This window comes from Streptomyces sp. Tu 2975, assembly GCF_009832925.1.
Taxonomy (GTDB): Bacteria; Actinomycetota; Actinomycetes; order Streptomycetales; family Streptomycetaceae; genus Streptomyces.
Map to the genome: position 1 here is coordinate 6,341,486 of NZ_CP047140.1, position 14,675 is coordinate 6,356,160.

General features: G+C 71.1%; 13 protein-coding genes and 1 tRNA gene. 9 read left to right on the top strand and 5 right to left on the bottom strand.

Annotated elements, in window-relative coordinates:
- Positions 1 to 132 precede the first annotated feature (132 nt).
- The 3 genes from GLX30_RS28190 to GLX30_RS28200 all read left to right on the top strand — a co-directional run bounded on the left by GLX30_RS28190 (position 133) and on the right by GLX30_RS28200 (position 3,450).
- A complete protein-coding gene (locus GLX30_RS28190) occupies positions 133 to 1,590 on the top strand; it encodes an amino acid permease (RefSeq protein ID WP_159693544.1) in 1,458 nt (485 codons plus the stop codon).
- Between the two features lie 145 nt (positions 1,591 to 1,735).
- Positions 1,736 to 2,821, top strand: a complete 1,086-nt coding sequence (locus tag GLX30_RS28195) for an S-(hydroxymethyl)mycothiol dehydrogenase (RefSeq protein ID WP_159693546.1) — start codon at positions 1,736 to 1,738, stop codon at positions 2,819 to 2,821.
- Positions 2,821 to 3,450, top strand: a complete 630-nt coding sequence (locus GLX30_RS28200) for an MBL fold metallo-hydrolase (protein ID WP_159693548.1) — start codon at positions 2,821 to 2,823, stop codon at positions 3,448 to 3,450. Before GLX30_RS28195 ends, GLX30_RS28200 begins: the two co-directional genes overlap by 1 nt.
- Here the strand turns inward: GLX30_RS28200 and GLX30_RS28205 are convergent.
- Genes GLX30_RS28205 through GLX30_RS28220 form a run of 4 tightly spaced genes read right to left on the bottom strand, consistent with a single transcriptional unit; the run spans position 3,423 to position 5,870 of the window.
- Complete coding sequence (locus GLX30_RS28205; protein WP_159693550.1) at positions 3,423 to 4,367, bottom strand: pseudouridine synthase; 945 nt, start codon at positions 4,365 to 4,367, stop codon at positions 3,423 to 3,425. The two genes, GLX30_RS28200 and GLX30_RS28205, sit on opposite strands and share 28 nt — an antisense overlap.
- Positions 4,364 to 4,915 carry a DUF5360 family protein gene (locus tag GLX30_RS28210; protein ID WP_159693552.1) on the bottom strand — a complete coding sequence of 184 codons (552 nt, stop codon included), beginning with the start codon at positions 4,913 to 4,915 and terminating at the stop codon, positions 4,364 to 4,366. Before GLX30_RS28210 ends, GLX30_RS28205 begins: the two co-directional genes overlap by 4 nt.
- Positions 4,915 to 5,241, bottom strand: coding sequence for a multidrug efflux SMR transporter (locus GLX30_RS28215; RefSeq protein ID WP_159693554.1), 327 nt, complete (start codon positions 5,239 to 5,241; stop codon positions 4,915 to 4,917). The genes GLX30_RS28210 and GLX30_RS28215 overlap by 1 nt, the downstream gene beginning before the upstream one ends.
- Positions 5,241 to 5,870 (bottom strand): TetR/AcrR family transcriptional regulator, encoded by a 630-nt coding sequence (locus GLX30_RS28220; protein WP_159693556.1) that lies wholly within the window; start codon positions 5,868 to 5,870, stop codon positions 5,241 to 5,243. Before GLX30_RS28220 ends, GLX30_RS28215 begins: the two co-directional genes overlap by 1 nt.
- A 676-nt stretch (positions 5,871 to 6,546) precedes the next feature.
- Between GLX30_RS28220 and GLX30_RS28225 the strand changes: the two genes are divergently transcribed.
- Genes GLX30_RS28225 through GLX30_RS28245 form a run of 5 tightly spaced genes read left to right on the top strand, consistent with a single transcriptional unit; the run spans position 6,547 to position 12,853 of the window.
- Positions 6,547 to 7,758: a pyridoxal phosphate-dependent aminotransferase family protein gene (locus GLX30_RS28225; RefSeq protein ID WP_244258301.1), complete on the top strand. Its 1,212-nt coding sequence runs from the start codon at positions 6,547 to 6,549 to the stop codon at positions 7,756 to 7,758.
- On the top strand, positions 7,755 to 8,612 hold the full coding sequence (locus GLX30_RS28230) for a hypothetical protein (RefSeq protein ID WP_159693560.1): 858 nt from the start codon (positions 7,755 to 7,757) through the stop codon (positions 8,610 to 8,612). The genes GLX30_RS28225 and GLX30_RS28230 overlap by 4 nt, the downstream gene beginning before the upstream one ends.
- Positions 8,613 to 8,624: 12 nt before the next feature.
- Complete coding sequence (locus tag GLX30_RS28235) at positions 8,625 to 9,554, top strand: methyltransferase domain-containing protein (protein ID WP_159693562.1); 930 nt, start codon at positions 8,625 to 8,627, stop codon at positions 9,552 to 9,554.
- A complete protein-coding gene (locus GLX30_RS28240) occupies positions 9,551 to 12,124 on the top strand; it encodes an MMPL family transporter (RefSeq protein ID WP_159693564.1) in 2,574 nt (857 codons plus the stop codon). Before GLX30_RS28235 ends, GLX30_RS28240 begins: the two co-directional genes overlap by 4 nt.
- Positions 12,125 to 12,130: 6 nt before the next feature.
- Positions 12,131 to 12,853, top strand: a complete 723-nt coding sequence (locus GLX30_RS28245) for a CPBP family intramembrane glutamic endopeptidase (protein ID WP_159693566.1) — start codon at positions 12,131 to 12,133, stop codon at positions 12,851 to 12,853.
- A gap of 78 nt (positions 12,854 to 12,931) precedes the next feature.
- Here GLX30_RS28245 and GLX30_RS28250 read toward each other — a convergent pair.
- A tRNA-Leu gene (locus tag GLX30_RS28250) sits at positions 12,932 to 13,019 on the bottom strand.
- A gap of 187 nt (positions 13,020 to 13,206) precedes the next feature.
- Between GLX30_RS28250 and GLX30_RS28255 the strand changes: the two genes are divergently transcribed.
- Positions 13,207 to 14,532, top strand: a complete 1,326-nt coding sequence (locus GLX30_RS28255; RefSeq protein WP_159693568.1) for a M20/M25/M40 family metallo-hydrolase — start codon at positions 13,207 to 13,209, stop codon at positions 14,530 to 14,532.
- Positions 14,533 to 14,675 lie beyond the last annotated feature (143 nt).

Genomic DNA, 14,675 nt, shown 5'->3' on the forward strand with positions numbered 1-14,675 from the left:
GGTTGCCCTGACGATGAGCCCTTGGGCCATTCATGCCCGAAACCGGGCCGGGGCGTCCCCTTCCTTCACCCCTGGGAAGGCGCCGGCGCAGGCCGGATACCGCACACCCCCTCACGAAGGCGAAGAACCTCAATGAGTGACCGCACCATGGCTGCGGCCGATACGCCCGTCGCCGGCGCGACGGGTTCCCCCCACGTGGACGCCGGAGACGTCGGGTACCGCAAGGACCTCAAGTCGCGGCACATCAACATGATCGCCATCGGCGGCGCCATCGGTACGGGGCTCTTCCTCGGCGCCGGTGGCCGCATGGCCGGCGCAGGTCCCTCCCTGTTCATCGCCTACGCCGTCTGCGGCGTCTTCGCCTTCTTCGTCGTGCGCGCGCTCGGCGAACTCGTGCTCTACCGGCCCTCCTCCGGTGCCTTCGTCTCCTACGCCCGCGAGTTCATGGGTGAGAAGGGCGCCTACACGGCGGGCTGGCTGTACTTCCTGAACTGGTCGACGACGGCCATCGCCGACATCACCGCGGCCGCGACCTACGCCCACTTCTGGGCGATGTTCAGCGACGTCCCCCAGTGGGTGCTGGCCCTGATCGCGCTCGCCGTGGTCCTCACCGCCAACCTCATCTCGGTGAAGTACTTCGGTGAGATGGAGTTCTGGTTCGCGATCATCAAGGTCGCCGCGCTCGTCGTGTTCATGCTCATCGGCATCTTCCTGGTCGTCACCTCCCACGACATCGGCGGCCACACCCCGGGCTTCTCCACCATCAGTGACAACGGCGGCATCTTCCCGAGCGGCTTCATGCCGATGCTGCTGCTCATCCAGGGCGTCGTCTTCGCCTACGCCTCCGTCGAGCTGTGCGGTGTCGCCGCGGGCGAGACCGAGAACCCCGAGAAGATCATGCCGCGCGCGATCAACTCGATCATGTGGCGCGTGGGCCTGTTCTACGTCGGCTCCGTCGTTCTGCTGGCGCTTCTGCTCCCGTACACGGCGTACTCCGGTGACCAGAGCCCCTTCGTCACCGTGTTCGACAAGCTCGGCATCCCCGGCGCGGCCGGTGTGATGAACCTGGTCGTCCTGACCGCCGCCCTGTCCAGCCTGAACTCGGGCCTCTACTCGACCGGCCGCATCCTGCGCTCCATGTCGATGTCCGGCTCCGCGCCCCGTTTCACCGGCGTCATGAACAAGGGTGGCGTGCCCTACGGCGGCATTCTGCTCACCGCCGCCTTCGGTGTCCTCGGCGTGCTGCTCAACTACGTCATGCCGGGCGACGCCTTCGAGCTGGTGCTCAACTTCGCCTCGATCGGCATCATCGGCACCTGGGCGATGATCATGGTCTGCTCGCTGCTGTTCTGGCACCGCTCCCAGGACGGCCGTGTCACCCGGCCCGCCTACCAGCTGCCCTGGGCTCCGTACACGCAGATCGTGACCCTGCTCTTCCTGGGCTCCGTCGTCGTCCTGATGTGGATGGACGAGGGCATCTCCCGCACCACCGTCAACTGCCTGCCGCTGATCGCGGCCGCGCTGGTCGGCGGCTGGTTCCTGGTCCGCAAGCGGGTGCGCGTGGTGGCCGCCGCGAGCAAGGAGCTCTGACCCTCCGCTTCGAGGACCCTCTCGAAGGCCCCTGTCGAAGGCCCCCGCGGGCACGTCCCGCGGGGGCTTTTGCCGTGCCCCGCGCCCCGCGAACAGTCCATAGTGGGTGGCGACGTCCACTGCGCGAGGAAGGGCAGGTTCTGCGATGCCGCAGCAGGTGCAAGGTGTGATCGCACCCGGGAAGAACGAGCCGGTACGGGTCGAGACGATCATCGTCCCCGACCCGGGGCCGGGCGAGGCCGTGGTGAAGGTGCAGGCCTGCGGGGTCTGCCACACCGATCTGCACTACAAGCAGGGCGGGATCAGCGACGACTTCCCGTTCCTGCTCGGCCATGAGGCCGCCGGTGTCGTCGAGTCGGTCGGCGAGGGCGTCACCGACGTCGAGCCGGGTGACTTCGTGATCCTCAACTGGCGTGCCGTCTGCGGCCGCTGCCGGGCGTGTCTGCGCGGACGCCCCTGGTACTGCTTCGACACGCACAACGCCCGGCAGAAGATGACCCTCACGGACGGCACCGAGCTCTCGCCCGCGCTCGGCATCGGAGCCTTCGCCGAGAAGACCCTGGTCGCCGCAGGGCAGTGCACCAAGGTCGACCCGGCGGCGTCCCCGGCGGTGGCCGGACTGCTCGGCTGCGGTGTGATGGCCGGCATCGGCGCCGCCGTCAACACCGGCCAGGTGGGCCGCGGCGACTCGGTGGCCGTCATCGGGTGCGGCGGCGTGGGCGACGCGGCAGTCGTCGGCGCGCGGCTGGCCGGGGCCGCCCGGATCATCGCCGTCGACATCGACGACCGCAAGCTCGAGACGGCGAAGAAGATGGGAGCCACCCACACCGTCAACTCGGCCTCCACCGACCCCGTCGAAGCGATCCGCGAGCTCACCGGCGGCTTCGGCGCCGATGTCGTCATCGAGGCCGTCGGCCGGCCGGAGACGTACGAACAGGCCTTCTACGCCCGTGATCTGGCCGGCACCGTCGTCCTCGTCGGCGTCCCCACCCCCGAGATGAAGATCGAACTGCCGCTGCTGGACGTCTTCGGCAGAGGCGGGGCGCTCAAGTCGTCCTGGTACGGCGACTGCCTGCCCTCCCGCGACTTCCCGATGCTGATCGACCTGCACCAGCAGGGACGCATCGACCTCGGCGCGTTCGTCACGGAGACCATCGGACTCGGCGACGTCGAGAAGGCGTTCGCCCGGATGCACGAGGGCGACGTACTGCGATCGGTGGTGCAGTTCTGATGGCGGCCCGTATCGATCACCTGGTCACCTCCGGCACCTTCTCGCTCGACGGCGGCACCTGGGACGTCGACAACAACGTCTGGATCGTCGGCGACGACCACGAGGCGATCGTCGTCGACGCCGCCCACGACGCCGACGCGATCCTGGCCGCGCTCGGCGACCGTACGCTGCGCGCCATCGTCTGCACCCACGCGCACAACGACCACATCGACGCGGCCCCGTCGCTCGCCGCCGCCACCGGCGCACCGGTCCTGCTGCACCCCGACGACCTGCCGCTGTGGAAGCAGACACACCCGCAGCGCGCTCCGGACGGCGAACTGGTGGACGGAGCGGTGATCAGCGTCGCGGGCACCGGGCTGACCGTGCTGCACACACCCGGCCATGCCCCCGGCGCCGTCTGCCTCCACGCCCCCGACCTCACCACCGTCTTCACCGGCGACACACTCTTCCAGGGCGGACCGGGCGCCACCGGCCGGTCGTTCTCCCACTTCCCGACGATCGTCGACTCGATCCGGGACCGGCTGCTCACCCTGCCGCCGGAGACGGTCGTCCGTACCGGCCACGGCGACACGACCACCATCGGCGCGGAGGCGCCGCACCTTCAGGAGTGGGTCGACCGGGGCCACTGAGCGAACTCCAGCCGGCTGCGGAAGCTCCGCCGTTCACCGGTCACCGGATCGGTGAACTCCAGTCCCCGCGCGAGAAGCTGGAGCGGACGGGCGTAGTCGTCGGGGCCGTCGGGGAGCACCACCGGATACAGCGGGTCGTGCAGGACGGGAAGCCCGAGGGCGTTCATATGGACGCGTAGCTGATGGGTACGGCCGGTGGCCGGCAGCAGCCGGTACCGGCCGAGCCCGCCCCGCACCTCGAGCAGCTCGATCCGGCTCTCGCTGTTCGGCTCTCCCGGCTCCTCCACGGCCGCGAGCACCCCGCGTTCCTTGACGATCCGGCTGCGCACGGTACGCGGCAGTGCCACGGCCGGGTCGTAGGGCGCCACGGCCTCGTACTCCTTGCGCACCCGCCGGTCCCGGAACATCGTCTGGTAGGCGCCCCGGTCGCCGGGCCGCACGACGAAGAGGACCAGTCCGGCCGTGAGGCGGTCCAGCCGGTGCGCGGGCTGCAGCGCCGGCAGCTCCAGGTCCCGGCGCAACCGGGCCAGCGCCGTCTCCCGCACATGGCTGCCGCGCGGCATGGTGGCCAGGAAATGCGGCTTGTCGACGATCACGACGTGCTCGTCACGGTGCACGACGCCGATGTCGAACGGCACTCGCTCTTCTTCGGGGAAGTCACGGTGGAACCACAGATCCCGGCCCGCCGAGTAGGCCTCGTCCGCGGTGACGGGCCCTTCCGCGCCGACGAAGCGCCCTTCGCGCAGCATCGCGTCGACCCGCTCCGGGCCGATGGCGGATCCGTACCGTGCCAGCAGATGGTCACGCACGGTCGGCCAGGTCTCGTCCGGGTCCTCGGGCAGTCGCAGCCGCACGGGATCGATGCCGTCGCGCTGGGGGAGCGGTGCGGGCAAATGCGGTCTGTTTCTGCGTCTCACCGACGAGACTGTAGACCGGGCGGGGCCACAGTGACGGCGGCGCCTGCCACGTCCGGGCCGGCCCGGACGGTGTCCTGCCGCATGAGCAGCACGATCGAGGGGATCGGGAACAGCAGCAGGAACAGGTTCGGCACCCACCAGGTGACCGACCAGTCCCCGCGCAGCGCCCAGAAGACGACGGCCTGCAACCCGGCGGTGCTGGTCAGCGTCAGGGAGACGAGCATCAGTGACCGCCAGGACGCCCGGTGGTGCCCGGAGCGCTCGCCGCCGCTGCCGCGCAGCAGGTACAGGGCCGCGAGCCCGGTCGCGCTCGCGGCGACGTCCAGCGGCAGGAACGAGTAGTTCCAGTCGCTCATCACCGGGTCGTCGAAATCCTTGTAGGCGTGCCGTGCGGGGATGAGCGTCAGCAGGGAAGCCGTCCAGTAGACAAGAAAGGCCACGTCGGTGACGAGCATCGCCGACTTCACCAGGCGGAAGCCCCGCCCGTGTTCCACCCGCTCCGGGCCCGCCCGGTCCGCCCGGTCCGGGCCCACCCGGCTTCGACGCATCAGTGCTCCATCCCGCCGCCGACGTACATCACGACGACGCCGATGATGACGAGTGCGATGCCGATGAGCGTCGCCGGTCTGACCGGTTCGTCGAAGAGGACGACGCCGCCGAGGAAGGCGCCCACCGTGCCCACGCCGGACCAGATCGCGTACACCGGGCCGACGTTGAGCGTCTTGAGCGCCTGCGCCAGCATGACGAAAGCGGCGCCGTAGCCGATGACCACCACGACGGTGGGGCCGAGGCGGGTCAGACCGTGCGAGGCGCGCAGCGAGAGCGTCGCGATCACTTCGGAGATGATCGCTCCCGCGACCAGCAGGGCCCCCATCAGCGTGACTCCTCGGCGGTGTCGGCCGGTTCCGCACCGGCCGGTTCGGTTGTGGAGGGACCCGCACCGGCCGGACCGGCGTGCCTCGGACCGGTGTCGGCGCGACCCGTGGCGATGAGATCGGCGACGAGCCGGCGCAGCTCGGCATGTGCCGCGCCGTGCGGCGGGGCCAGACGGAGCAGACGCGCCGTCCACCAGCCGTCGACGGCCATGCGTACCAGCGTACTCACCCCGGGCGGCAGTCCGTCCGCGTCCAGCCGTTCCTGCCAGGCCCGGTAGTGGCGCTGGAGGACATCGAGCACCTCAGGGCCACCGGTCGCGGCGAGCAGCGCTATCGGGACCTCGTCGCGGCCTGTGGTGCCAGGCTCCGGTGCCACCTCGGGGATCGAGGAGTCGAGCCAGGCCAGGGTGTAGGCGCCGGGCGGGGCGTCCGGACCGGGGAGTACCGCCTCGAACCGGTCCACCAGCCGCTGGACCACGCCCTCGACCAGGGCGCGCTTGCTCGGGAAGTGGTGCAGCAGACCCCCCTTGCTCACGCCCGCCTCCGCGGCGACGGCGTCGAGCCTGACCGCGTCCACACCACCCTTCACCAGCAGTCGCTCCACGGCGTCGAGGAGTCGATCGCGCACGGTCCCGCCCGTCTCTCGTACCTGATCCGTCTGATCCGTCTGATCCGTCGACCGACCGTCTGGACGGTCGAATGCATGCTAGCACCGTTCCCGGCCAACCTGCGGAAACGCCCGGAGAATGCTGCTGACGCCCCGGTAAGTGGAATCGATAAATCCCGGTTACATGCTCGCGAGCGCCTCGGGAATCGGTTGACAGATTTGGCTTGATGTGACTACGGTCTGCCGTTGAATTGAGTGCCGTCATGCACAGTGATCGGCATTTCTTGATCGTATTGAATCGGGGGATCCGGATGGCCGAGAAAACAGCGACTTAAGAATTCGAAGCGGATGTCACCGGGTCGGCGGGTGTCGTGCCCGTCGCGGTGTGCCGCCCGATGTGCCGTCCGGCGTCCACGGCCGGCCGCCGCCACGTCGGCCCGGCGCGGAGTGCTGCGCCCGAGGTCAACGGCGACCTTGCGCTGCCGGCTGCTGCCAGGACGAGTATTTCCCGTGCGTAAGGCTGCCCGCACGCGATTGTTCCGTGAAGCGGATCGCTGCCTGCCTTTCTTCTGCAACTGTCGCGCTTTCAATTTGTGCTGCGCAAATCCGGATCCATTCGTGCGAGGAAAACGGCCGTGCCCAGGAGCGGACGCCGTTTCGCGCATTCCAGATGCTGGGGGAATCCTGAATGAATGCGATGACCGATCAGGCCGACGTCTTTTCCAGGTTCGCGTCCTTCACCGCCGCGAACGATCTCATCGAAAGCGGGCTGTACCCCTACTTCCTCCCGCTGGAGGGACACGACGGCACCCGCGCACGCCTCGACGGGCGTGAGCTGATCATGTGCGGTTCCAACAACTACCTCGGCCTCACCGACGACCCGCGCGTGCGCACCGCCGCCGGCCGGGCCCTCGACACCTACGGGAGCTCCTGCACCGGTTCCCGTTTCCTCAACGGCAACATCGACCTCCATCAGGAGCTCGAGAAGGAGCTCGCCCGCTTCCTCGGCAAACCGGCCGCCCTCGTCATGTCCACCGGCTACCAGACCAACCTGGGAGTGATCGCCGGGCTGCTCACTCCCCGCGACCACGTCGTGATCGACAAGGGCGCCCACGCCTCCGTCGTCGACGGCTGCCGGCTCAGCGGCGCGAAGCTGCGGTGGTTCCCGCACAACGACGCCGGCGCCCTCGCCGGGATCCTGGCCGGCCTGCCCGACGACGCGCCGCGACTCGTGGTCGTCGACGGCGTCTACTCGATGGAGGGCGACCTGTGCGACCTGCCCGCGGTCGTGGACGTCTGCCGCCGCTACGGTGCCCGCCTGGTCGTGGACGACGCACACGGACTCGGCGTGCTGGCCGGCGGCCGGGGGACCGCAGCGCACTTCGGGCTCACCGACGAGGTCGACCTGATCACGGTCACCTTCAGCAAGTCGCTGGCCTCCCTCGGCGGGGCGGTCGCCGGCAGTGAGGAGGCCATCCACTACCTCAGGCACCACGCCCGCAGCCTCATCTTCAGCGCGTCCATGACCCCGGCCAACACCGGCGCGGCACTCGCCGCGTTGCGTGTCCTGCGCGACGAGCCCGAACTCACCGACAAGCTGGCCGCCAACGCGGCCCACCTGCGTCGCGGCCTCGCGGCTGTGGGCATCGGCACCGGTGTGAGCGCCACCCCGATCATCCCCGTGGCCACCCACGGCACCATCGGGACGCTGCACGCCTGGCGGCGTCTGATCGACGGCGGCGTCTACGTCAACCCGGTCCTGCCGCCCGCCGCCGAGCCCCGGCTCCGTGTCAGCGTCACGGCCCGCCACACCACCGCCCAACTCGACCGCGTCGTCCAGGCGTTCGCCGCGGTCCCGGAGCTGCAGGGACCCCGTGCGTACGCGGGGTCGGGGACGACGCAGCCATGACCCGTTCCGGCCTGGTCGTCGTAGGCGGGGCGGCCGGTGTCGCGGCGCTCGCCCTTCCCGCTCCGGGGGACGGCCGGGCCCTTTCCCCGCTCACCGTGACGGTGACGCTGCTGGCCCTGGCCGCCGGCGCCGCCCTCGCACGCGCCGCCGTCACCCGCCACGGCGGTCGTGGCGAGCGGGCCGCGACCACGACCGGCCTGCTGCTGCTGGGCGCGGCCGTGCCCTGCCCGCTGCCGCCGACGGCGGTGGCCGCCGTGGTGACCCTCACGGCCTGCGCCTTCGCGACCGGGCTCACCACGGCCGCCCTGCTCCACAGGGCAGCCGGTGCCGCGGCGCCGCGTCCGGCGCCTGGCTCCGCCGTGCCGCGTCCGGCGGTCGGGGCCGTCGTGACGGGTCCGGCGAGGGAAGCCGCCGACCAAGCGGACGAATCCCAGGTTCCGCGTCCTGCGACCGATGCGGCGGTGCCGCGTCCGGCAGCGGGGCCCGGCCTCGTGCCTCCCGCGACGGACGCCGTCGTGCCGCGTCCGGCAGCCGGGGCCGCCGCCCCACGTCCGGCGAGGGAAGCCACCGTCGCCCGTCAGGCAGCCGGGCCCGACCATCCGCGTCCGGCGCCGGAAGCCGTCGTGCCGCGACCGGCAGCCGGTGCCGCCGCCCCGAGTTCCCCGTCGAGCGCCGCCGCGCGGTGGCGCGTCGCCGGCGGCGCAGCCGTGCTGCTGCTCGCCCTCGCCGCGGGCTGCGCCGCCGCGGTCCTCTGGCCCGCCGAGGCCAGGGGCGCGGCGGGCGCCCTCGCCTGCACCGGAGCACTTCTCCACCTCGCCCGCTCGAGCGCAACGCTCGGCCGACCGACTCCATGAAGGAGCCCGCACATGTCACGCGTACGACTGGCAGCACGAGCGCTGCGCCTCGCGCTCAGCAGAGCGCATGCCGACCCCACCGCGGACTACGACGCCGCCAGCTCGGACTACGACACGTTCTTCAGCCCCGTGATGGGACGTCATTCGATCGCCGCACTCGACACCGTGCCCATCACCCCGGGCGACGACGTCGTGGAACTCGCCTGCGGCACAGGGCATCTGACGGCCGAGATCCTCCGGCGTCTGGGCGGCAGCGGCACTCTCCGGGCGGTCGACAAGTCCCCCGGAATGCTCCACGTCGCGCGCGCCAAGGTACGGCCCCTCACCGAGCAGGAGCCCGGGCTGACGGCCGAGCTCGGCGAGGGCGACATGGAGTCCTTCATCCGCTCCAGGCCCGACGCCAGCGCCGATCTGGTCGTCGTCGGCTGGGCGATCTGCTACTCCAGGCCCGTCCGGCTCCTCGCCCAGATCGAGCGGGTCCTGCGGCCCGGCGGCCGGGTCGTCGTCATCGAGACCCGCGCCGACGCGCACCAGGCCCTCACCGAAGGCCTCGAGCGCATCTTCGCCGACGACCCGTCGCTGCTCACCGCGCTGATCAGGGTCACCCTGCCCAAGGATCCCGCGACCGTCGCCCGCTGGTTCACCAAGGCGGGTCTCACGGTCGACGCACAGCACGACGGCACCCAGTCCATCCCGGCCCGCACGCCCGAACAGGCCGTGGAATGGGTCACCCGCTCCGGCGCGGCCGCCGGATTCAAGACCGCCGTCGACGGCGGCCGCGAGCAGCTCGTGCTCGACCGCGTCACCGCCGGGCTCGCCGAACTCCTGGCCCGTGACGGCGTCCTGGACATCCGGCACACCTTCGTGGTGGTCACCGGCAGCAAGCACGCCGAAGTCCCCTCCCGCCGCCACGCCGCCGACAAGGGGGCTCGGACCGCATGACGGAACAGCACACGCGGGGGCGCCCGGCCGTCCCCGTCGCCCCGGCCGAGGAGCCGGGCCGCACCGGGACTCCTCCGCCGGAACGGGGCGGCGGCGCCCTCCAGCGGGCCCTGCTCCGCTTCGCCCGCGGCCTCGCCGCCCGGCCGAAGACCGTGCTGCTCGTGTGGGCCGTGCTCATCGCATTGTGCACCCCGTTCGCCTTCGGCCTCACCGACGTCCTCACGGACCAGGGCGCCTCCAAGGTGGTCCCCGGCACGAGCAGTGCCCGGGCCGAGCGGCTGACCGCGGAGGCGTTCCCGCATCGCTCGCAGCGCGAGGTCGTCCTCGTCCTGGAGGCCGACCGGATCGACCGCCCCGAGGTACGCGAGTTCCTGGCCCGGCTCGACACCGAGATCGCCGCCCTGCGGCGCGACGGCGACGTGGAGCGTTCGTCCTCCGCCTACACGCTCCACCGTGACGCGGCGGAGCAATTCGTCACCCGGGTGCGTGCCGGGGCGGACGCCGCCGGCGACACCCCGGCAGCACGCCGCGCGTTCGTCGACCGCGAGCTGGCCGCAGGCCGGATACCGGCAGGCCTCGCCGGCCTCGCCCGGGCAGCGGCCGACGCCCCGGACGACGCCGCGCTCACCGAGGCGGCCGCGGCCCACGCCCGTACCGCAGACTGGTCCGGCTCGCCCCTCGCGGTGCCCGCGGAGGCAGCCGCCCGGCTGCTTGCGGAGGACGGCAAGGCCGCGCTGGCGTCCGTCAGTTACACCGATGCCGTCGGCAGCGACCCGGATGTCGACGGCCTGCGCGAGACGGCCCGCGAACTGCTGGCCGAGACGGGCCTGGCGAGCACGGCGGAGGTCCATGTCACCGGCGAGCTCGCGCTCATCCACGACACGTACGAGAAGGCGGAGGCGGACAACTCCCTGATGGAGTCGGTGGCCTACGTCATCATCTTCGTCGTCCTGCTGCTGTTCTTCCGGGCGGTCGTGCCCGCGGTCCTCACGCTCCTCGTCGTCGGCCTCGCGATGAACGTCAGCCAGGCAGCGCTGTACCTGCTCGGCAAGGAAGTGACCCTCACCCAGTTCACCGTGACGATCATGACGTTCGTGATGCTGGGCGCGGGCGTCGACTACAGCATGCTGCTGTCCTCCCGCTACCGGCAGGAGCGCATCGCCGGCCGGCCGCCGCGCGAGGCCGCCGTCCACGCCACCGTGCACGCGGGCGAGAGCATGCTGCTGGCGGCGATCGCCGTCCTCCTCGCCTTCGGCGCCACCCTGCTCTCCCCGGTGGACTGGATCCCCCCGCTCGGCTACGGCGGCATCATCGGCATCCCGATCATCTTCGCCGCCGCGCTCACCATCACGCCCTGCCTGCTGGTACTGCTCGGCGACCGGTTCTTCGCGCTGGGCCGCGCTCCGCTCTCCGACCTGGAACACGAAGGCGCCGTCGGGCGGCACCTGCGGCGCACGGCCGAGTTCGCCCGCCGCCGCAAGGTCGCCATCGTGGTGGTCTTCCTCGTGCTGACGGCCCCGTTCGCGGTGATCGTCGCCAACAGCCGCTCCACCGCCGACCCGGTGGCCCTCAGCCCCGCCACGGACTCGAGAGAGGGCTTCGCGACCGTCGCCGAGCGCTGGGGCGACGCGGCGGTACTGCCCACCGTTGTCGTGGGGGAGGCCGACCCCGGCGTCGTCGACGGCGGCGCCCTGACCGCCACAGGCCGGGAAGCCGTCGCGGCGCTGACCGACCGGCTCGCCGCCGTCGACGGTGTGGCGTCCGTCGACTCCGCCACCCATCCCTTCGGCGCCCGCTGGCCGGACGCCGACGTGGCCGCCATGCCGCAGAGCCTGCGCGACGACTACGTCGCGGGGAACGGCGCACTGCGGTTCGTCGTGGCGCTCGAGGACGACCCGTACTCGGAGCGGGCCGTCGGGACGGTGCAGCGCGTCGAGGAGGTCGTCGCCGCGGCACGGGACGAGGTCGGCGCTCTGGACGTCGGCGGCGCCACCCAGGTCGACCTTCAGTACGGCGACGCGCTCACCAGCAGCTTCTGGCAGATGGTGGTCCTGGTCAGCGTCGGGGTGTTCATCATGCTCGTGATCGCTCTGCGCTCGCTGCTGGTCCCCGTCCGTTTGATCGCCACGATCATGCTCAGCAACGTCTGGGCCGTCGGCCTGACCGTCCTCATCTTCCACGACTGGCGGGGCGAGGCGATCATCGACGACCTCCCGATCTTCCTCACCGTGCTGATGATGGGCCTCGGGATGGACTACGAGATCTTCCTGATCACCAGGGTCCGCGACCTGATGCGCGACGGCCTGTCGCAGGAACAGGCCACCCTGAGAGCCGTCGTGGACACCGGTCGCGTCATCAACGCGGCCGGCCTGGTCATGGCGGGCAGCCTCGGCACGATGGTGCTCTCCTCCACGCTGATGCTGCAGCAGTACGGCACGGGACTCGGCCTCGCGGTGCTGCTCGACGCCACCGTGATCCGCATGCTCTTCGTCCCCGCCACCCTGTTGCTGCTCCGCAGGTACAACTGGTGGATGCCGAGCCTCGGCCGCCGGCGCAAGGCGCTGGGGTGAGCTGCGTTGGCCACCACCGACCACGGGACGCCGGCCCGCCGCTCCGCCCTGACGCGGCTGCGCCGGCACCACGCGGCCTTCCCGCTCGCCTCCGCGGCCGCGCTGTTCGCCGTGCTCGCCGTCGTACGCGTTGCCGGGGCGTTCTCGTTCACGCTGATGGCACTGTCCGTGGCGCTCAGCGCGGCCGTGCTCCTCGCCCTGCCCCGCGACCGCTGGGCGGCGGCCGGTCTGCGCCGGTTCGCCGCCCTGCCGGCGGTGCTGTGCACCCTGCTGGTCGCGCTCGTGTACGCGGAGACCCTCTTCGCGACCCGGGCCGCCTTCGGCGACGGCGAGGACAACTGGACCGTGTGGGTCCCGCGTCTCTTCGACGGCCTGGTCCCCGGCACGCCGTGGCTCGGCACGGCAGCGATGCTGCTCTGCATGGGCGTGCTGGTGCCCGTGGTGGAGGAGGTCTGCTATCGCGGTGTGCTCTACCGGGCCGTCGAGGAGCAGCGCGGAACCTGGACGGCGATCGTCGCCACCTCACTCGCCTGGTCCGTGGTGCACCTCGGTGACTACGGACTCGATCCGCTGAACCTCAAGGTGATCTGCGGCGTCCTGCCGTCCGTCTTCCTGATGGGCCTCGCGCTCGGCGTCTGCCGCGCCGTCACCGGATCGGCGCTCGCCTCGGCCTGCGCGCAGGGCGCCTGCAACCTCCTGCTGCTGTGGGCGCTGGCCGGCCCGCTCTGACCACCCGAGGGACCGGTCGGGATCATCCGGGAGCAGAGGCAGCAAAAAGATCCCCACGGAATTCCGTGGGGATCTTGATGGTGTCCGAGGGGGGACTTGAACCCCCACGCCCGATAAAGGGCACTAGCACCTCAAGCTAGCGCGTCTGCCATTCCGCCACCCGGACAAGGTGTCTGTCTCGCGGCTCTGGGCCGTTCCGACGTGGAAAACCATAGCAAACATTCGGACCCCCTCGATCACACCCCCGGTTCACCCGACGGCCGCCGCGACGGCCGGGGACCGGCCCTTGGGTCAAAGGCGCGATGGCGAGAGGATGAGGCGGACCACCAGCAGCGACAGCGGGAGGAATCAGCGTGAGCGAGTCGAACACGGCCCGGGCGGTCACGGGCGAGGACGAGGTCGTCGATCTCTGCCGTGAGCTGATCAGGATCGACACCAGCAACTACGGCGACCACTCGGGCCCCGGCGAGCGCGCGGCCGCCGAGTACGTCGCCGAGAAACTCGCCGAGGTCGGTCTGGAGCCGCAGATCCTCGAGTCGCACCGGGGCCGCGCCTCGACCGTGGCCCGCATCGAGGGCGAGGACCCGTCGCGGCCCGCCCTGCTGATCCACGGCCATCTCGACGTCGTGCCCGCGAACGCGGACGACTGGACCCACCACCCGTTCTCCGGCGAGATCGCGGAGGACTGCGTGTGGGGCCGGGGCGCGGTCGACATGAAGGACATGGACGCGATGACCCTCGCAGTCGTACGGGACAGGCTGCGCAGCGGGCGTAAGCCTCCGCGCGACATCGTGCTGGCCTTCCTCGCCGACGAGGAGGCCGGCGGCACCTACGGCGCCCGGTACCTCGTCGACGAGCACCCGGACCTGTTCGAGGGGGTCACGGAGGCCATCGGCGAGGTCGGCGGCTTCTCGTTCACCGTCAACGAGAACCTGCGGCTCTACCTCGTCGAGACGGCGCAGAAGGGCATGCACTGGATGCGCCTGACCGTGGACGGCACCGCCGGTCACGGCTCCATGACCAACAACGACAACGCCATCACGGAACTGTGCGAGGCCGTCGGCCGGCTGGGCCGCCACACCTGGCCGGTCAGGGTCACCAAGACCGTCCGCTCCTTCCTGGACGAGCTGTCCGACGCGCTCGGCACGCCCCTCGACCCGGAGGACATGGACGCCACCCTCGCCAAGCTCGGCGGCATCGCCAAGATGGTCGGCGCCACCCTGCGGAACTCCGCGGCCCCCACCATGCTCGGCGCCGGCTACAAGGTGAACGTCATCCCCGGCCAGGCGACCGCGCACGTGGACGGACGCTTCCTGCCGGGCTACGAGGAGGAGTTCCTCGCCGAGCTGGACCGGCTGCTCGGCCCGCGGGTCAGGCGCGAGGACGTGCACGGCGACAAGGCGCTGGAGACCAGCTTCGACGGGGCGCTGGTGGACGCCATGCAGGTGGCGCTGAAGGCGGAGGACCCGATCGCGAGGGCCGTTCCCTACATGCTGTCGGGCGGCACCGACGCCAAGTCCTTCGACGACCTGGGCATCCGCTGCTTCGGCTTCGCCCCGCTCAAGCTGCCGCCGGAGCTGGACTTCGCCGGCATGTTCCACGGCGTGGACGAGCGGGTGCCGGTGGACGGCCTGAAGTTCGGCGTGCGGGTCCTCGACCGGTTCATCGACCAGTGCTGAGCTCGCCCGCCCACGCGCCGTGCGGGCTGCCGGGATGACGCTCCGATAATCGCCTGCGCGTGCGTATGTGACTTGAAAGAGTGAATGGGGGTTACGGCTCGTAGCCCCGGTGCCTCCTCCTCGTTACAGGTGATGCGGTCCGC